Annotated in this window: 21 protein-coding genes; 10 read left to right on the forward strand and 11 right to left on the reverse strand. The window is 73.9% G+C overall.

The window, feature by feature from the left end; all coding sequences use genetic code 11:
- The first annotated feature begins 43 nt into the window (after positions 1-43).
- Positions 44-1,030, forward strand: a complete 987-nt coding sequence (locus G514_RS0119000; RefSeq protein WP_028653032.1) for a Vgb family protein — start codon at positions 44-46, stop codon at positions 1,028-1,030.
- Between the two features lie 54 nt (positions 1,031-1,084).
- Here G514_RS0119000 and G514_RS0119005 read toward each other — a convergent pair whose 3' ends face one another.
- Genes G514_RS0119005 through G514_RS0119025 form a run of 5 tightly spaced genes read right to left on the reverse strand, consistent with a single transcriptional unit; the run spans position 1,085 to position 6,134 of the window.
- Positions 1,085-2,158: an MBL fold metallo-hydrolase gene (locus tag G514_RS0119005; RefSeq protein WP_028653033.1), complete on the reverse strand. Its 1,074-nt coding sequence runs from the start codon at positions 2,156-2,158 to the stop codon at positions 1,085-1,087.
- A 9-nt stretch (positions 2,159-2,167) separates the two neighbouring features.
- On the reverse strand, positions 2,168-3,001 hold the full coding sequence (locus G514_RS0119010) for an SDR family oxidoreductase (protein ID WP_028653034.1): 834 nt from the start codon (positions 2,999-3,001) through the stop codon (positions 2,168-2,170).
- Positions 2,998-4,098 carry an NAD(P)H-dependent amine dehydrogenase family protein gene (locus tag G514_RS0119015; protein WP_036565543.1) on the reverse strand — a complete coding sequence of 367 codons (1,101 nt, stop codon included), beginning with the start codon at positions 4,096-4,098 and terminating at the stop codon, positions 2,998-3,000. Before G514_RS0119015 ends, G514_RS0119010 begins: the two co-directional genes overlap by 4 nt.
- Before the next feature lie 44 nt (positions 4,099-4,142).
- Positions 4,143-5,315: an oxidoreductase gene (locus tag G514_RS0119020; RefSeq protein ID WP_028653036.1), complete on the reverse strand. Its 1,173-nt coding sequence runs from the start codon at positions 5,313-5,315 to the stop codon at positions 4,143-4,145.
- Between the two features lie 21 nt (positions 5,316-5,336).
- The gene (locus tag G514_RS0119025; protein ID WP_028653037.1) at positions 5,337-6,134 is read right to left on the reverse strand and encodes a hypothetical protein; all 798 of its coding nucleotides are present in this window, start codon (positions 6,132-6,134) and stop codon (positions 5,337-5,339) included.
- A 204-nt stretch (positions 6,135-6,338) separates the two neighbouring features.
- Between G514_RS0119025 and G514_RS0119030 the strand changes: the two genes are divergently transcribed.
- Genes G514_RS0119030 through G514_RS0119055 form a run of 5 tightly spaced genes read left to right on the forward strand, consistent with a single transcriptional unit; the run spans position 6,339 to position 10,409 of the window.
- Complete coding sequence (locus G514_RS0119030; protein ID WP_028653038.1) at positions 6,339-7,877, forward strand: sensor histidine kinase; 1,539 nt, start codon at positions 6,339-6,341, stop codon at positions 7,875-7,877.
- The gene (locus G514_RS0119035) at positions 7,874-8,542 is read left to right on the forward strand and encodes a response regulator transcription factor (RefSeq protein WP_028653039.1); all 669 of its coding nucleotides are present in this window, start codon (positions 7,874-7,876) and stop codon (positions 8,540-8,542) included. The genes G514_RS0119030 and G514_RS0119035 overlap by 4 nt, the downstream gene beginning before the upstream one ends.
- Positions 8,543-8,549: 7 nt before the next feature.
- Positions 8,550-8,906 (forward strand): hypothetical protein, encoded by a 357-nt coding sequence (locus G514_RS0119040; protein ID WP_245582272.1) that lies wholly within the window; start codon positions 8,550-8,552, stop codon positions 8,904-8,906.
- On the forward strand, positions 8,903-9,613 hold the full coding sequence (locus tag G514_RS31215; protein ID WP_245582273.1) for a DUF3817 domain-containing protein: 711 nt from the start codon (positions 8,903-8,905) through the stop codon (positions 9,611-9,613). The genes G514_RS0119040 and G514_RS31215 overlap by 4 nt, the downstream gene beginning before the upstream one ends.
- Complete coding sequence (locus G514_RS0119055) at positions 9,603-10,409, forward strand: putative protein N(5)-glutamine methyltransferase (RefSeq protein WP_028653041.1); 807 nt, start codon at positions 9,603-9,605, stop codon at positions 10,407-10,409. Before G514_RS31215 ends, G514_RS0119055 begins: the two co-directional genes overlap by 11 nt.
- 116 nt (positions 10,410-10,525) lie before the next feature.
- Here G514_RS0119055 and G514_RS0119060 read toward each other — a convergent pair whose 3' ends face one another.
- From G514_RS0119060 to G514_RS0119075, 4 genes are read right to left on the reverse strand one after another with little or no spacing between them, the layout of a single operon-like run.
- On the reverse strand, positions 10,526-11,110 hold the full coding sequence (locus tag G514_RS0119060; RefSeq protein WP_157545028.1) for a hypothetical protein: 585 nt from the start codon (positions 11,108-11,110) through the stop codon (positions 10,526-10,528).
- Positions 11,111-11,126: 16 nt separating this feature from the next.
- On the reverse strand, positions 11,127-11,693 hold the full coding sequence (locus tag G514_RS0119065; protein ID WP_028653043.1) for a TOPRIM nucleotidyl transferase/hydrolase domain-containing protein: 567 nt from the start codon (positions 11,691-11,693) through the stop codon (positions 11,127-11,129).
- Positions 11,686-12,570: an alpha/beta fold hydrolase gene (locus G514_RS0119070; RefSeq protein WP_028653044.1), complete on the reverse strand. Its 885-nt coding sequence runs from the start codon at positions 12,568-12,570 to the stop codon at positions 11,686-11,688. The genes G514_RS0119065 and G514_RS0119070 overlap by 8 nt, the downstream gene beginning before the upstream one ends.
- Before the next feature lie 9 nt (positions 12,571-12,579).
- Positions 12,580-13,707 carry an acyl-CoA dehydrogenase family protein gene (locus G514_RS0119075; RefSeq protein WP_028653045.1) on the reverse strand — a complete coding sequence of 376 codons (1,128 nt, stop codon included), beginning with the start codon at positions 13,705-13,707 and terminating at the stop codon, positions 12,580-12,582.
- A gap of 102 nt (positions 13,708-13,809) precedes the next feature.
- Here G514_RS0119075 and G514_RS0119080 point away from each other — a divergent pair, with 102 nt between their 5' ends.
- Genes G514_RS0119080 through G514_RS0119095 form a run of 4 tightly spaced genes read left to right on the forward strand, consistent with a single transcriptional unit; the run spans position 13,810 to position 16,496 of the window.
- Positions 13,810-14,481, forward strand: a complete 672-nt coding sequence (locus tag G514_RS0119080; protein WP_028653046.1) for a winged helix-turn-helix transcriptional regulator — start codon at positions 13,810-13,812, stop codon at positions 14,479-14,481.
- A gap of 13 nt (positions 14,482-14,494) precedes the next feature.
- The gene (locus tag G514_RS27835) at positions 14,495-15,358 is read left to right on the forward strand and encodes a carbohydrate kinase family protein (RefSeq protein WP_036565545.1); all 864 of its coding nucleotides are present in this window, start codon (positions 14,495-14,497) and stop codon (positions 15,356-15,358) included.
- Complete coding sequence (locus tag G514_RS0119090; RefSeq protein ID WP_028653047.1) at positions 15,355-16,299, forward strand: pseudouridine-5'-phosphate glycosidase; 945 nt, start codon at positions 15,355-15,357, stop codon at positions 16,297-16,299. Before G514_RS27835 ends, G514_RS0119090 begins: the two co-directional genes overlap by 4 nt.
- A 17-nt stretch (positions 16,300-16,316) precedes the next feature.
- Entirely contained in the window at positions 16,317-16,496 is a 180-nt protein-coding gene (locus tag G514_RS0119095) for a hypothetical protein (RefSeq protein ID WP_028653048.1), read from the forward strand.
- Between the two features lies 1 nt (position 16,497).
- Here the strand turns inward: G514_RS0119095 and G514_RS0119100 are convergent, their stop codons facing one another.
- Together G514_RS0119100 and G514_RS0119105 are read right to left on the reverse strand one after the other, a co-directional pair.
- Entirely contained in the window at positions 16,498-17,025 is a 528-nt protein-coding gene (locus G514_RS0119100) for a GNAT family N-acetyltransferase (protein ID WP_028653049.1), read from the reverse strand.
- A 24-nt stretch (positions 17,026-17,049) separates the two neighbouring features.
- Complete coding sequence (locus G514_RS0119105; protein WP_028653050.1) at positions 17,050-17,376, reverse strand: hypothetical protein; 327 nt, start codon at positions 17,374-17,376, stop codon at positions 17,050-17,052.
- Positions 17,377-17,460 lie beyond the last annotated feature (84 nt).

The following is a 17,460-nucleotide window of genomic DNA, read 5'->3' on the forward strand; positions in this document are numbered from 1 at the left end:
CGCAGGTGTCGAAATTTTTCGACACCTGCTCTACGGTTCGGTCATGCTGCGTGCCTGTCTCCTCACGTCCGTCCTGCTCGTCGTCGCCGCCTGCTCGAGCGACACGGGCGCGAGCGACGCGGGCTCGCCGGGCTCGCCGGCGCCCGACGAGCCCGAGGCCGAGACGGCGCCGTACGTCGGTGTCGGCTTCGGGCCGGTCGGCCTCGCGGCGGACGACGACGGCAGCGTCTGGGTGGTCGCCGCGCGCGACGAGACGCTGGCCCGCATCCCGGCCGGGGCGGACGAGCCCGACCTGACGGTCGACGTGCCCGGCGTCCCGCTGCGGGTCGCGGCGGCGTACGGCGCGGTGTGGGTGACGTCGTTCGACGCGAAGTCGGTCGCGCGCGTGGACCCGACGAGCGGGGAGGTCGTCGCCACGATCCGGACGGGCGCCGGGCCCGAGGGGGTGGCGGCCGGCTTCGGCTCCCTCTGGGTGGTCGCGCAGGACGCGGGCCGGCTGCTGCGGATCGACCCGGCCGACAACGCGGTGAGCGCGGAGATCCCGCTCGAGGTCGGCGCCCGCCTGGTCGAGCCCGGCCCGGACGCGATGTACGTCGCCCACTACGCCACCGACGCGATCCTCCGCGTCGACCCCGCGACCAACGCCGTGACCGGGTCGGGCGCGGTGTGCGACGGGCCGCAGGCCATGGCGGTGCTCGACGGCAAGGTCTGGGTCACCTGCACGCTGTCCGACGAGGTGGTCGCCCTGGACGCGTCCACCCTCGAGCGGGTGGCCTCGGTGGCGGTGGCCGGGTCACCCGACTCGGTCGCCGTCACCACCGACGGGCGCCTGGTGGTGGTGGCCGAGGAGGGGCCGACCCTCGTCGTCGTCGACCCGGCGACCGCAGCCGTGGCGAGCGAGACCATGCTCGGCTCCGAGCGCGCCCTCGGCGACCGAGCCAACCTCGACCTCGTGCTCGTCGGCGCGGAGGCGTGGGTCAGCTCGTTCAACGCCGACCGCGTCTACCACGTGCCGCTGCCACCGGGATAGTCCCTGACGTCCGTGTTGTGCAAACGGCGGTTCCACAGGCACGGACGTCAGGGACTATCCGGGCGCGGCGAAGGTGACCACGCCGTCGGAGGCCTCCGATCGGGTGGCCCGGCCGCGGGCGACGAGCAGCTCGAGGTGCGCCTTGGTCTCCATGGCGGCCATGCCCTTGCTGAACACGTCGAGCTCGTCGTAGGCGTGCTCGTGGCGGGTCCAGCCGAGGTGGCCGGCGACGTCGGCGGCGGTCGCCGGGCCTGCGGCCAGCGCGACCACGCAGCCCTCGAGGCGCTTCTCGTGGAAGACCAGGAGCTCGTCGACGCGGGCGTGCGACGAGGGTGCCACCGGGCCGTGGGCAGGCAGGACCCGCAGGTCGGGCAGCGCGCGCACCTTGGTCAGCGAGGTCATGAAGTCGCCGAGGGGCTGCGGCGTCGGCGGCACCGTGAACCCGATCGACGGCGTGATGGTCGGCAGCACGTGGTCGCCGGCGAACAGCAGGCCGTCGGCGCGGTCGGCGAACACGTAGTGCCCCGGCGTGTGGCCGGGGGTGTGCACCGCGTCGATCGTGCGGCGTCCGACCGGGATCGCGACGTCGCCCTCCAGCCAGGTGTCGGGGTACTGCCAGAGCGTCAGGTCGGGGAGCTCCTGGTCGGCGGGCCCCTGGTTCCAGAGCTCGGCGACGTCTGCGGCGCCGGCGGTGACCAGGACCTGCGTGAACGGGTTCTCCGAGTGCTCGTCGAACCCGTGGTGGAACAGGTCCAGCCCCGGCTTCTCGTCGATGCCGAGCGCCACGTCGGCACCGAGCTCGTGGCCCAGGACCGTCGCCATCGTGAAGTGGTCGCGGTGGATGTGGGTGACCAGGAACCGCCGGATGTCGCCGAACCCGGACCCGATCGACCGCAGGCAGCGGTCGAGCAGCTCGCGCGCCTCGGGGATCGCCCAGCCGCCGTCGACCAGCACCAGCCCCTCGTCGGTCGCGATGACGTAGACGTTGATCGCCTTGAGCCCGTCCATCGGCAGCGGCAGCGGGATGCGGTGGATCCCGTCGGCGACCTCCCACGCACCCTCGGCGGTCCAGTGCTCGCCGGAGTCCGGCGAGACGGCGTACGCCGTGGGGGTGGTCGACGAGGTCATGCAGCGACCTTAGGTCGCGGGCCCTGCGGGCTCGGGCGCCAGGTCGGGCATCCCCAGGTCGAGCGTCGGCTGCTGGATGCCGCCGTCGATCTCGATCAGCTTGCCGGTGACGTACTGGCCCGCACGCGAGGCGAGGTAGAGCACCCCGGCGGCGATGTCCTCGGGCTCGCCGACCCGGCCCAGCGGGGTCTTGGTCTCGAGCTGGCCCATCAGCTCGGGCTGGCCGGCGACGAACTCGAGCGCGCTGGTCATGATCGAGCCGACGTAGATGCCGTTGACGCGGATCCGCGGCGCGAGGTCCTGGGCGGCCATCCGGGTCCAGTGCGCGAGCGCGGCCTTCGCGGTGCCGTAGGCGACGAAGCCGCGGTCGGCGGCGCGCCCCATCATCGAGCTGATCGTCACCACCGACTGCTGGCCGCCGTGCTGCTCGCCGGTCCGCAGCAGGTGTGGCACCGCGGCCCGGGTCAGGGCGTGCGCGGTGGCGACGTTGAAGCTGAACGCCTCGGTCAGGAACCGCGGGCTCGTCTCGAGGAAGCCGCGCGGGAACGTGCCGCCCACGTTGTTGACGACGGTGTCGATGCGGCCGAGCTCGTCGTACGCCGTCTGCGCGAGGCCGGCGACCGCATCGAGGTCGCTGAGGTCCGCGGCCACGACCACCGCCTTGCGGCCCCTCGCCTCGACCTGGCGCGCGACCTCCTCGAGCTGCTCGGCCGTGCGCGCGGAGATCACGACGTCGGCGCCCGCCTCGGCCAGCGCGACGGCGGTCGCCGCTCCGAGGCCGCGGCCCGCGCCCGTGACGATCGCGACCTGGCCCTCGACCGAGAACCTGTCGAGGATGCTCATCGCGCGACCAGCCCGCGGCCGGTGACCAGCGGCAGGTCGATCGCGCGGACGATGCCGGGTTCGGCCGCGACCACGGCGGGCAGCGCGTTGATGATGCGCTGCGCGGTGGTGATCATCCCGGAGACGTTGTGGTCGCCGTGCTCGCCGTGGTGGGTGAAGTCGACGTTCATCATCGGCTCGCCGGTGATCCTGACGCGGTAGCAGCCGTCGGCACCGGCCGGCGGCCTCTCCCACTCGGGGACCTGCTCGGGGTCGGTGCGGGTGATGTGCTCCAGCACGACGCGCGGGACGCCGTCGACCTTGCCGACCACCGCGAACCGCACCGCGCCCATCGTCCCCCTCGCGACGTCGCCGGAGACCGAGGGCGTGTCCCGCTCGGCGGCGCGCCGGTCGACCTCCTCGGTGAGCGGCTCGTCGAGGGTGACGTCGAGGCCGGCGGCGATCTGGCGGACCACGCTGCCCCACGCCATCGTGAGGATGCCGGGCGCGAAGATCATCCCTACCTCGTCCATCGGCTTGCCGAAGCCGAACAGGTCGTTCATCACCACCGGCTGGTAGTAGGTCGAGTAGTCGCAGATCTCCATGACCCGGACCTCGTCGATGCGCTGGCTGAGACTGGTCATCACCAGCGGCAGGACGTCGTTCGCGAAGCCGGGGTCGATGCCGTTGACGTGCATGGAGGCGTGGCCGCGGGCGCAGGCGTCCTCGATCTTCGCGATCATCTCCGGCGGCAGGATCTGCTCGGGCCACTGCAGCAGCACCGGCCCGCTGCTCGTGACGTTGATGCCGGCCGCGACGAACGACGTGAGGTCCTCGATGCACTCGAAGACGCGGTCGTCGGCCATCGCCGTGTGCACGATCGCGTCGGGCGCGAGGGCGATCAGCGCGTCGCGGTCGGTGGTGGCCTTGATGCCGAGCTCGCGGCCGAGCCCGGCCAGCTCACCGGCGTCCTTGCCCTCCTTCGCCTCGGTCGACGTCCAGACCCCGACCAGCTCGAGGTCGGGGTGCGCGTCGACGCCGGCAATCGCGTGCCGGCCGATGGTGCCCGTCGACCAGACGACGACGCGCAGCGGCTTCTCGGGGATGACCTGGCCCATGCGCGCAGACTAGAACAGGTTCTAGTTTGGCGATAGTCCAGGGATCACGCCGGGTCGAGGACCACGCAGCGCGTGCCGGAGTAGATGGTCGGCATGCAGCGGTTGCAGTGGATGCAGACGCCGTCGGCCTCGCGCCCGGCGATCAGCTCGTTGACCAGCGACGGCTCCCGCAGCAGCGCCCGGCCCATCGCCACGAACTCGAAGCCGTGGACCATGGCCTGCTCCATGGTGTCGCGGCGGTTGATGCCACCGAGCAGCATCAGCGGCATCGAGAGCCGCTCGCGGAAGCGCAGCGCCTTGTCGAGGAAGTAGGCCTCGTGGAAGTCGTACTCCTTGAGGAACTTCCTGCCGACCGGCGTGCGCATGCCGACCCGCACGGGCAGCGGCATCGCTGCGGCGAACTCCCGCACCGGCGTCTCGCCGCGGAAGAGGTACATCGGGTTCATCAGCGAGCTGCCGCCGCTGAGCTGCAGCGCGTCGAGGTGGCCGTCGGCCTCGAGCACCGCGGTGAAGTCGAGGCTCTCGTCGGTGGTCACGCCGCCGCGGAAGCCGTCGCTGACGCTCACCTTGGCCGTGACCGCGACCTCGTCGCCGACCTCTTCCTTCACCGCGCGCGCGACCTGGCGGGCCAGCCGGGCGCGGCCCTCGAGCGGGCCGCCCCACCGGTCCTTGCGGCGGTTGAGCCCGGGAGCCAGGAAGGAGGAGATGAGGTAGCTGTGCGCCATGTGCAGCTCGAGCACGTCGAAGCCGGCGCGCACCAGCGTGCGCGCGGTGGCGACGTACGCCGCGGTGATGCGGGCCAGGTCGGCCTCGCTCGCCGCGCGGACCATCTGCATGGACAGCGGGCTCGGCATCCGGCTCGCGCTCAGCGCGTGCACGCCGTTCGAGCGACCGTTCGCGACCGGCCCCGCGTGGCCGACCTGGCCGGCGATCTTCGCGCCCGTCTGGTGGATGGCCTCGGCGAGCCTGCTCAGCCCCTTCTCGGTGGCGGCGCCGACCACGACCTGCTCGCGGTGGGTGCGGCCCTCCGGCGCGACCGCGAGGTAGGCGACCGTCGTCAGGCCGACACCACCCTGCGCCACCGCGAGGTGGTAGTCGATGAGGGCATCGGTGACCTGGCCGTCCGGCGTGCGCCCCTCGAACGTCGCTGCCTTGACCGTGCGGTTGCGCAGCTCCACCGGGCCCAGCCGGGCAGGGGCGAACACGTCAGGGGCCACGCGCCCAGACTAGAACACGTTCTAGTCCTGGGGAAGGTCCGCGCGATGCGTGCCCGAGCGCCGGCGCCGGCCGTACGGCGCCGGGAGCACCCGGCGCACGAGGTGTCCGGACGCCACCACCAGGAGCGCGCCGATCAGGAGGATCTCGGGCCGGAACGACACCTCCCGGTCGGCCGGCACGCCCGAGCGCTCTGCGAGCTCCACCGGGCGCGCGTCGATGCTGCTCGCCGCACCGCCGGAGGACCACCAGAGCGAGAACCCGACGGTGTCGGTCATGGTGTCGTTGCCCATCGCCTCGGCCGGCACGACGGTCATCCGCAGCCGGACGGGCTGCCGGCTGGTGACGGGCACGTCGACGAGCACCCCCCGCTCGCGGTCGGCCAGCTCCACCATCGTCCCGACGAAGAGCGGCACGGCGTCGGTGCCGGCGTCGGTGTCGTCGTCGGTGCTGTCGGTGCCGACGCGCTCGAGGCGCACCCGCAGCCACGGCAGCAGCTCCCCGGTCGTCGCACAGGTCGGGTCGCCGGCGAGCAGCTCGGGACGCACGCAGCCGTTCTCCTGCGAGGCGAGCCGGTCGACACCGAGGCGCACGTCGAGCGGCCGGTCGCTGCCCGTCACCAGCAGGACCTCGCGCGCGCTCCCGATCCCGGGCGCGAGCCGCTCGAACGACAGGTGACCGCCGTCGACCCGGAGCTCGACGCCTGCCCTCGGCGGCCGGTCACCGGCGTCCGCCGCGGGCGACCACGCCACGGCGAGGACCGCCGCCGCGAGGCAGAGCGCGCCGCGCACGCGCTTGACCGTGGCGGACCTCTCCCTCACCCGGCGGCCCGTCATCCCGCGACTGTGCACCGCGGCGGGGTGCCGCCGCTTCGGCGACGTTGGGGATCGCGGGGCTCGCCGGGATCAACAACTCTGACGATGCCCGGACCCACCCGTTGGGAGGAAGTCACGAGTCCTCGGTGCTGATACAACGTTCAACGGAGCCGGGGGGCTCCGCACGAGGGAGCACGGGGGACACGGGGGATGGAACACGCACGTCACGCGCGCCTGCACGCCGACCGCGCACAGCTCGACGGGCTGGAGCGGGCCCGCCTCGTCCTGGTCACGGCCGGTGCCGCGCTGCTGGCGCTGGTGACCTGGATGGTGGCCACGGCCGTCAGGGACGAGCTCGACCCGCGGCTGCTCGGCATCGCCTTCAACGCCGCGACGAGGCTGGGCTCCGCCCTGTTCCTCATCTGCGGGGTGCTGCTGTGGGCCTACGCCCGTCAGCACCGCTCCGACATGGCCGCGCGCGTCGGGGTCGCGGCGGTCCTCCTCGGGACGACCGGCGCGCTGACGGCGTTCGTCCGGGTGCTGCAGCCCCAGCAGTCCGGCTCCCTCGTCGGCCCGCTGGCCGCCACCACGGTCTCGATCCTCGCCGCCGGGGTGCTCCTGCCCGCCACGGCGCCCCGCGCCCCGCGACCGCTGCGAGCCAGCCACGCCGCGGTGCTGCTGGTCTCGGCGATCGGCCTGCTCGTCGGGCTCGGCGCCACGCAGGCCCAGCGGCCGACGCTGCTCGACGGCAGCCACACCGAGCACGCCCTGCTGGCGGCACTCGGCGCGAGCGCCTGGGCCGCCCTCGCCGTGCTCCTCCTGACCCGCCGCGAGTCCGCCGTCACGCCGCGGGGCCGGCGCCACCTGGCCTCGCTGTCGGCGCTGCTGTGCGCGGGCCACCTCCTGACGGCGGTCGACGGGGAGTCGATCTACCTGTTCGCGGTGCTCGCCGTGGTGCTGCGCATCGTCGCGGCCGCCCTGCTCCTGCGGGCCACCTGGTGCTCGCTCGACGAGCGGGTCAAGGCCGCGAGCCAGAGCCAGGCCCGCCTCAGCGCCGCGCTGGTGACCGCGATCGACGCCGCTCAGGACGAGGAGCGCAGCCGTGCCCGGATCACCCACGACGCGCGCAACGCGTGCGCCGGCGTCCGAGCCTCGCTCGAGATCCTGAGCGACCACGGTGAGGAGCTCGACCCGGCGACCCGCGCGCGGCTCCGCCAGGTGGCCATGTTCGGCGTGCTGCACCTCGAGCAGGTGATCACCCGCGCCGACCCCTACGCGCGCGACTTCGCGGTCATGGAGGTGGTGCGCCGGGTCGTCGACGGACGCCGCCTGCTCGGCAACGAGGTCGCGGTCCTCGGCAGCGACGCCGTCGCCCACGGCCGCGCGCACGACCTCGCCACCGCGCTCCTCAACCTGCTGGTCAACGCCGAGCGCCACGCGCCCGCCACCCAGGTCACCGTCGACGTGTCGGTGTGCGACGACCGGGTGCGGATCTGCGTAGCCGACGGCGGCCCCGGCGTCCCGTCCGAGCACCGGGAGCGCATCTTCTCGGCCGGCTGGCGCGGGGCGGCGAGCTGCGGACAGGGCCTCGGCCTCCAGACCGCCCGCGAGCTGATGCGGGGCCAGGGCGGCGACCTCGAGCTCGTGCCGAGCGCGCAGGGCGCGGCGTTCGTGCTGACCCTGCCCGCCGCGGCCCTCGAACCGACCCCCGAGCCGTCCCGGCCCCGACCCGCCCTCCAGGTCCAGTGAACGACGCCGCGGTCCGGGTCCTCCTCGTCGACGACCACGAGCTGCTCGCGCAGCCCCTGGCGATCGCGCTGGGGCTGCGGGACCTGGAGGCGCGGATCGCGCCCCTCGGCAGCGCGGCCGAGGTCGTCGCCACCGCCGAAAGGACCAGTTTCGACCTGGTCCTGCTCGACCTCGACCTGGGAGGCAGCATCGGCGACGGGGCCAACCTGGTGCCGGACCTGGTCGCGACCGGCACCCGCGTCCTCGTGGTCACCGGGTCCACCGCGCCGTCCGCCGCGGGCCACGCCCTCGAGCTCGGCGCCATCGGCGTGGTCTACAAGCACGAGCCGTTCGGCGAGCTCGTGTCCACCGTCGTCGCGGCCGCTCACGGGGAGGCCGTGATGGACCTCGAGCAGCGCCGTGCCCTGCTCAAGGCCGCGCGTGACGAACGCCGCCGGGTGGCTGAGCTCGGTGCGCCGTTCGACCGGCTCAGCGTCCGCGAGTCGCAGGTGCTGCGCGCCCTCGCCGACGGCCTGAGCGTGAGCCAGATCGCCGTGGAGTGGGTCGTCTCCGAGGCCACGGTGCGCACGCAGGTCCGCGGGGTGCTCACCAAGCTCGGCGTCGGCAGCCAGCTCGCGGCGGTTGCGCGGGCCCGCCAGGCGGGGTGGCTTCCCGACCCGGGATGATGTCGGCGTGCGCGTCCTCGACCAGATCAGCTGGATCGCGGTCGGCTACGCCGTGCTCGTCGCTCTCCTCGCCGGCTGGTCGGCGTACCGCTGGCGGCAGCGGCCGCCGTGGCTCGAGTCGATGGCCTGGATGCTGGAGGCCCTCCTCGCGCTCCGGGCGCTGACCGGCCTCGCCGTGGTGGCGTCGGGCGAGCGGCCCGACAGCGTCAGCACGCACGTCGGCTACCTGGTCGCCTCGGTCTGCATCGTGCCCCTGGCGCTGCGCTCGGTGCAGGACGACCACGAGGTGTGGTCGCTCGGCGTGATCGGGATCGCGGCGGCGACCGTCGCGGTGATCAGCGTGCGGATCGTGATGACCCTGTGACGCAGTCCGGCGCCTCCCGCTCGGGGGCGCACCAGCTCCTCCTCGCCGTCTACGCCGTCTTCACGCTGTCGGCCGGGGCGCGCTCGGCCGTCCAGCTCGCGACCAAGGCCGGCGACGCCCCGGTCGCGTACTCGCTGTCGCTGCTGGCGGCGGTCACCTACGCGCTGGGCTGGGTCGGCATCAGGCGGGCCTCGCAGGGTCGCACCCGGTTCGCCTCCTGGATGCTCTGGGTCGAGCTCACCGGCGTGCTGGGCGTCGGCACGCTGAGCCTGCTCCAGCGCGACTGGTTCCCCGACGCCTCGGTGTGGTCCGACTACGGCCTCGACTACGGCCTGGTGCCGGCGGTGCTCCCCGTCGCGGGCCTGTTCTGGCTGCGCACCCGCGACGCGGACCGGGTCGGCACCGGCACGGTGACGGCGTTCCGGGTGATCGCCTTCGCCGAGGCGCTGAGCTGGCTGGGACTCCTGACCGGCATGTTCTTCAAGTACGCCGTCGACGCCGGCGAGCAGGGCGTGCACGTGTTCGGGCCGATCCACGGCACCGTGTTCCTCACCTACGTGGTGGTCGCACTGCTCACCTGGCGCTCGCAGCGCTGGTCGCTGCCGACGGTGTTCGTCGCGCTGGCCTCCTCCGTGCCGCCCTTCTGCACCGTCGTCTTCGAGGAGTGGGCGCGCCGGACCGGCCGCCTCGAGCCCGGTGGACGCTGACGGGCTCGACGCCCTCGTCCGCCGGCTGCGGGCGGCGGGGTGCGTGTTCGCCGAGGACGAGGCGGCGCTGCTCGTCGAGGCGGCCGGCTCCCCCACCGAGCTCGACGACCTGGTCGCACGCCGCGAGGCGGGCGAGCCGCTCGAGCAGCTCGTCGGGTGGGTGGACTTCTGCGGGCTCCGGCTCGTGGTGGAGCCGGGGGTGTTCGTGCCGCGGCAGCGCACGGCGCTGCTCGTCGACGAGGTGGCCGCCCTCGTCGGGCGGGGCTCGGTGCTGGTCGACCTCGGCTGCGGCGTCGGCGCGATCGCCGCGGCCGTGCTCGCCCGGTGCCCCGGGGTCGAGGTGCACGCCGTCGACATCGACCCGGCCGCGGTGTCGTGCGCGCGGCACAACCTGCCGCCCGAGCGGGTCCTCCAGGGCGACCTCTACGACGCGCTGCCCGCCCGCCTGCGCGGCGAGGTGGACGTCGTGGTGGCCAACGCGCCGTACGTGCCCACCGAGGCGATCGCGCTGATGCCCCGCGAGGCCCGGGACCACGAGCGCCTCGTCGCGCTCGACGGCGGACCCGACGGGTTGGCCGTGCAGCGCCGGGTGATCGCCGAGGCGCCCGCCTGGCTGAGGCCGGGCGGCCACGTGCTGGTCGAGACCGGCCGGAGCCAGCTCGACGGCACCCGGTCCGCGCTCGTCGCCGCGGGGCTCGCGGTCACGGTCGCCGCCGACGAGGAGTCGGGAGGGCTCGTGGCCCGCGGCACGACGTACCCCAACAGCGGTATGGAAGGGGTCGGCGCACCCACCTAGACTGCGAGAGCACCGAGATCTCTCGGTCGGCGACGGCTCCCATCCCCATGTCCGCCGCAGCCCCGGTGGGGGGTGGCTGCGTTCGGGAGCCGTCGCCCTTGGGCGCTCGGCGCCCGTCAGCGCAGGGAGACGCGGCCGCGCACCCGCAGGGTGTCCTCGGAGAAGCCGGGACCGGAGCCGTTCTTCTCCTGCAGGTACGCCGAGACCCGCAGCACCCCGTCGCCCGTCGGCACGCAGCCCGCGGGCACGTCGACGCGCACGGTGCCGGACCGCCGCGAGGTGTGGACCTTGAGCAGGCAGGCGGTGTTGCCGGAGTAGGTGGTCGCGGTCTTGTGCTGCGGGTTGGCGAGCACGACCAGCTCGGCGAGCGGCCGGCCGGCCGGGACGAACTGCGCCTCCACGACCTGGTCGAACGTGCGGCCGGCGACGATCCGGGCGATGGTGAAGGTGAACCGGATGAGCTGGCCCTCCCGGGTCACCCCGAACTGCTCGAGGTCGATCGACCTGCGCTGCCCGGTCGTCGGCTTGGTCCCGCCGCCGTCGAAGACGTTGACGTCGCCGGTCGGGTCGGTCTTGTGGATCGGCAGGTCAGTCTGCGCCGCGACGGCAGCCGGCGCCCCGGGGAGGGACCCGGCGACCACCCCGGCGACCAACGTTGCGGCGAGGGCTGCGGCGAGAGCGGCTGCGGCGCGGAGGATCACGCGGGGGATCGTCCCATCACGAGAGCGCGTCGGCGAGCACCCGCTCGAGGGGTGTCGGCGCGGGGGTGTCGCCCAGCGCTTCGACGAGGAGCCGGCCGTAGCGGACCTTGCGGCCCGAGCCGGACCCGAGGAACCGGTGCAGCTGCTCCTCGGGCCGGCGGTCGCGCTGGGCGGGCTGCTGCTGCAGCCCGCGGAGGTGGGCCAGGTCGCCCTGCGCCTCGACCACGGCGAGCACCGCGGGCACGCCGAGCACGCGGATCAGCTCGTCCTCCAGGTCGCGCTCGCAGCAGTGGAACCCGAGCTCGGCCAGTCCCTCGCGGCCCGGACTGGGCACGAGCCCGCCCCGCTCGAGACCGCCGCGCACGAACCGCTCCTCGGCCGCGTCGTACAGCCCGGTGAGGCGCAGCCCCAGGCCGTGCGGGCCGAGCTCGGCGACGTGGCGAGCCACGTTGGTCGCCCCGCCCATCGCGACCACCTCGACACCTCGGTCCGGGAGGACGACGCCGCGCCGGGCCGCGAGCGCCAGCACGGCCACGCGGTCGCTCTCGCCCTCCACGAGGACGGCGACCCGCCGCTCACCCATCGGCGAGGACGAAGTCCGCGACCAGGTCGTCGACGACGTCCGGTCGCTCGACCTGGAGGAAGTGGCCGGCGCCCTCGACCAGCTCGAACCTCGCCGTCGACGGCAGCCGGGTCGCCGCGTGCTCGGCGTACGCCGCCTGGAGGCAGCCGTCGTCGGCGCCGTGCAGGTGCAGCGAGGGCACGGTCGGGACGTCGCCGAGGGTCCGCGCCCACGCATGGTGCGCCGGGGGCGCGGCCCACGGTGCGCGGATCGCCCGGTAGTAGCCCACCGCCGCGGCGACGTGCGCACGGGTCGGCCACGCCGCCCGCACCAGGGCGACGTCCTCGGCGCCGTCGTGGCCCGGCGACCAGTCGCGCCACAGCTTCGGCAACCAGCGGTCGACGGTGCGCTCGGGGAGCACCGGCAGCTGGTTGAACACCGTGTACCAGCTCTGCCGGACCTGCCGCGGCGCCAGCCGCAGCGGCGCACCCTGCATGGCGCCCAGCGGTGGCACCGCGAGGCTCGCGATGCGCCGGTAGGGCGAGTCGGGGTGGGCACCGAGCGCGTTGGCCGTGATCGCGCCCCAGTCGTGGCCGACCAGGACCGTGCGCTCGTCACCGCCGAGCGCGCCGTGCAACGCGACGGCGTCGGCCATCAGCCCGCCGACGTGGTAGCCGTCGGCCGCCAGCCCGCTCGGTGCGTAGCCGCGGAGGAACGGCGCCACGACCCGCAACCCGCGCGCGGCCAAGTGCGGACCGAGGTGCCGCCAGGTCCACGCGGTGTCGGGGAAGCCGTGCAGCGCGACCACCAGCGGCGCCTCGCGCGGCCCCCAGGTCAGGCACGAGAGCCGCACGCCCGGGAGCGCGACCTCGAGGACCTCGGGAGCGGTGGGCGGCACCGCCCCACACTAGAGACGACCCAGGACCTCGTCTCCTGCCATCAGCAGCGTGTCCTCGGGAGTGGTGGGGTGGAACTTGGCGGCCCGGATGTCGCGGTAGCAGCGCTCGACCACCGAGCCGCGGAAGAACGCCGATCCGCCCGCCACCTCCATCGCGAGGTCGCAGACCTCGATGCCCGCGAGCGCGACCTCGCGCTTGGCGAGCATGACCGCGGTCAGGGTCTCGGCGGAGGGCTGCGGGTCGGGTCCGACCAGGTCGAGCGCGCCGTCGAGCGCCCAGCCCGCCACCCGGAGACGGTGCTGCATGAGCCCGACCTGGCGGCGGACCGTCGGGTCGTTCGCGCGCCTGGCCGCGGCCCGGACCGCCGCCGCAGAGGCCGCCTCGGCCACGCCGAGGTAGGCCGCCGAGACGATCGGGAACGCGATGCTCCCGATCACCTGCAGCGGACCGTCGAGCACGCCGTAGGGCCGGTTTGCCAGCACCCGCTCGTCGGGCACGAAGACGTCCTCGAGCACCACGTCGTTGCTCGCGGTGCCGCGCATGCCGAGGGTGTCCCAGTTGTCGAGGACGGTGACGCCCTCGGACGAGAACGGCACGGCGAGGTTGAGCACCCGCCGGCCCTCCTCGGCGTCGTCGTAGGTCGCCATGGTGGACATCGCCGTACCCACGGTCGACTGGCTGGCGAAGCGCTTGTGGCCCGAGACGCGGTAGCCGCCCTCGACCCTGACGGCGGCGCCGTGCGGGTGCGTCCAGTCGCCACCGCCTGTCGAGACCAGCACGATGCCGTCGTCCGCGACGCGACGCAGCGTGGCCTCCGCGCCGGGCAGGCCGCGGCGGTAGCGCCACGCGGTGAAGCAGACGACGTGCTGGTGCATCGAGGTGGCGAGGGCCGTGGAGCCGCAGTGGTGCGCGAGCTCGCGCTGGAGCGCCGCGAGCTCGCGATTGTCCGCGCCGAGCCCGCCGAGCTCCACCGGCACGCCGGCGGCGAGCAGGCCCGCGTCGCGGATCGCGTCGAGGGCCTCGGACACGAAGCTGCCCTCGACGTCGTGGCGTCCGGCGTGCTCGGCGAGCACGGGGGCGACCGTCGCGGCGCGGTCGAGCAGGGAAAGGGTGCGGGTGTCGTCGAGAGTGGTCATGCGGAGAGGTTCCGCGCGGACGGCACGACCGGGATAGTGCAGGTTCTGGACCTGGCCAGTACAACTTCTGGACCCCAGCGTGCGCCGGTGCGACGATGAGCCATGCCGGAGTACGGGCGGTTCTGCCCCGTGTCGCTCACCACCGAGGTGCTCGCCGACCGGTGGACGCCGCTCATCGTGCGCGAGCTCGTGCTCGGCAACACGCGCTTCAACGACATCGCCCGCGGCCTGCCCGGCATCTCGCGCAGCCTGCTCACCGCCCGGCTGCGCCACCTCGAGAAGCGTGGCGTGGTGGAGCGGTGGGCGTCGGAGTACCACCTCACGCCCGCAGGCCGCGATCTCGAGAAGATCATCGACGCCTTCGGGCGGTGGGCGGTCGAGTGGCTCTTCGACGAGCTCTACCCGCACGAGGTGCACCCGCACACCCTGATGTGGTGGATGCACCGCCGGACCGACCCGTCGCGGTTCCCCGCCGAGCGGGTGGTGCTGGAGTTCGTGTTCACCGCGCCCGACCCGATGACGGTGTGGCTGGTGCTCGAGCACGGCGAGGTGTCGGTGTGCCACCAGCACCCCGGTTTCGACACTGACGTGCTGCTGCGGGCGACCACCGCGACCTACAGCGACATCTTCAACGGGCCGCTCACGTGGGCCGACGCGGTGCGGTCGGGGGCGATCGAGGTGGCCGGGTCGCCGCGGCTGGTGCGCGCGCTGCCGGGCTGGTTCCTCTGGAGCCCGTGGGCCGAGGCCACGCGTGAACGGATGGCCCGGTCCTGACTACCCTGTCGCCGTGAAACCCGTGCTGGTGGTCGGAGGGGCCAACGTCGACGTCAAGGCGCGCACGTCCGAGCGCCTCGTCGGGGCGACCAGCAACCCTGGCCTCGTGGACCGCACGCCCGGCGGCGTCGGCCGCAACGTCGCGGAGAACATCGCCCGGCTCGGCACGAAGGTCTCCCTCGTGACCGCCGTCGGCGCGGACGCCGACGGGGCGTGGCTGCTCGCGGAGACGGCGTCCGCCGGTGTGGACGTCGGCCACGCGGCGCGGGTCGGCACCAGGACGGGCGCCTACGTCGCGGTGCTCGACGTCGACGGCGAGCTGGTGGCCGGCGTGTCCGACATGGCGGCGGTCGACGCGCTCACGCCGGAGCTCGTGCCCGAGACGCTGGTCGCCGCCGCGGCGCTCGTCGTGGTCGACGGGAACCTGCCGTCACCCACGGTCGCGCACGTTCTCGAGGCGGCGGCGCGCGCCGGGGTCAGGGTGGTGCTCGACCCGGTGAGCGTGCCGAAGGCCGCGCGCATCGAGCCGCTGCTCGACGGCAACGTCTTCGCGGTCACGCCCAACGAGGACGAGCTCGCGGCCCTCGGGTCGGTGGAGAAGCTGCACGCCCACGGCGTCGAGGTGGTCTGGGTACGCCGCGGCGCGTCCGGCTCGCTGCTCAGCACGCCCGACGGCGAGACCGTGCTCGAGGCTCCCGAGACCACGACCGTCGACGTGACCGGCGCCGGCGACGCGATGCTGGGCGCGTTCTGCCACCGGCTGGTGGAGGGCGCCTCGCTCGTCGACGCGGCGACGTACGGCCACCGGGCGGCGGCGCTCACGGTCGCCAGCTCGCAGACCGTGCGGCGCGACCTGCGCGCCAAGATGGCTCGGTGACCGTGCCATCGACAGTGGTGGCCACCGACGAGGTGGCCGAGGCGCTCGCCGCAGGCCGTCCCGTCGTGGCGCTGGAGAGCACGATCATCAGCCACGGCATGCCCTACCCGCAGAACGTCGCGATGGCCACCGAGGTCGAGGACATCGTCCGCGACCACGGTGCCATGCCGGCGACGATCGCGGTGCTCGCCGGCGTGCCCAAGGTCGGCCTCTCGCCCGAGGACCTCGAGCTGCTCGCGAGCGACCCGTCGGTGGTGAAGGCCAGCGTCCGCGACCTGCCCTCGATCATCGCCCGCAAGGGGCACGGCGCCACGACCGTGGCGGCCACGATGCGGCTCGCCTCCCTCGCCGGCATCCGGGTCTTCGTCACCGGCGGGCTCGGCGGCGTGCACCGGGGCGCCGCGACGTCGTTCGACGTGAGCGCCGACCTCACCGAGCTGTCGACGACGCCCGTCTGCGTGGTCTGCGCCGGGGTGAAGAGCATCCTCGACATCGGGCTCACCCTGGAGAAGCTCGAGACCCTCGGGGTGCCGGTGCTCGTCGACGGCAGCGACGAGTTCCCGTCGTTCTACTCGCGCGGCAGCGGCTTCGCCGCGCCGCTGCGCGCCGACGGCCCCGAGGAGATCGCTCGCGCGATGGACGCCGCGTGGTCGCTCGGGCTGACCAGCGGACTCGTGGTGGCCCACCCGATCCCCGTCGCCGACGAGATCGCGGCCTCGGAGATGGACCCGGTCATCGCCCGGGCCCTCGCCGACCTCGACGCGCGCGGCATCGGCGGGCGCGACGCGACGCCGTACCTCCTCGGCCGGATCGTCGAGCTCACCGACGGGCGGAGCCTGACGGCGAACATCGCGCTGGTCCGCGAGAACGCGCGCGTCGGCGCCGAGATCGCCGTGCGCTACGCCGCCCTGTCCGCGGCGTCGTCACCGGACCCCGCCTGAGCGGGTACCACCCCGTCATGACCTCCACACCGTTCGACGAAGCGAACGAAGCCGACGTCGCCGAGCAGCAGCGCCCCGTCCTGGACGACGACGACCCGCGCCCGGTGCCCACCGCCTCCCTCGACCAGGCCGACGAGGCCGACGTCCTCGAGCAGGGCGCCGAGATAGCCGACGACGACGAGGACTACGAGCGCTAGGTCAGAGCGGTCTCGACGTGCGCAGGTTGGTCCCGCGGGCCTCGACCGTGCGCTCGGTCTCGACGAACCCGAGCTTCGCCAGCACCCGGCGCGAGGCGACGTTCCAGTCCCAGACCGTGGCGCACAGGCGCTCGAACCCGGATGCCTTCGCCCAGTCGAGGACCGCCTGCGCGGCTTCGGTCGCGTAGCCCTGTCCCCAGACCCGGCGCAGCAGCTCGTAGGCCAGCTCCGGGCCGTCGTCAGGGGCGTCGCTGTCGACGAGACCGCAGTAGCCGATGACGTCGCCGGCGTCCTTGCGCTGCACGGCCAGCAAGCCCGTGGTCGACGGCCGGCTGGCCCTGATCCACTCCTCGATGTCGGCGATCGTCGGTCGACCGCCCGCACCGATCCGGCGGTGCGGCGGCACCCGCGGATCCCGTTCGAGCCACAGCTCCCGCTGGACGGCGGCCTCGGACACCTGCCAAGGACGCAGCAGGAGCCGCTCGGTCTCGAGCCTGACCTCCTGCCCCGAAGCCGTCCCCTCCGCCATGGTCGCCATGGTCGCCGACGACGACTACGAGCGCGGCTGACCGCTCGGCGGCGCGGAGGACTCCCGCGCGGCGTCCTGGTCTCGCATGATCGCCTGGTCGCGCAGGTTGAGCATGACCAGCACGCAGGCGAACGACGGGATGGCGCAGGCGCCGGCCAGGAGTCGCAGGCCCGTCACCAGCGCGTGGTCGGCAGGCCCGTAGGCATCCTCGTCGAGGTACTCCGCCGCGATCGCGAAGTAGCCGCCCAGCGCACAGAGCGTGAGCAGGACGACGCCGAGCAGACGTGCGAGCCCCGTGCTGTCTCGCGGAGAGCGAGGCTCTTGCTCGCTGCTCGAACTTGGCGTCGGCATGGCGGCAGTGTCGCATCGTTGGCCACGGCCCTCCAGGGATCGGGCCGATGTGGTTCAGTCCTGCTGCGGGACGACGGTGCCGAT

The sequence above is a fragment of the Nocardioides halotolerans DSM 19273 genome (genome assembly GCF_000422805.1).
Taxonomy (GTDB): domain Bacteria; phylum Actinomycetota; class Actinomycetes; order Propionibacteriales; family Nocardioidaceae; genus Nocardioides; species Nocardioides halotolerans.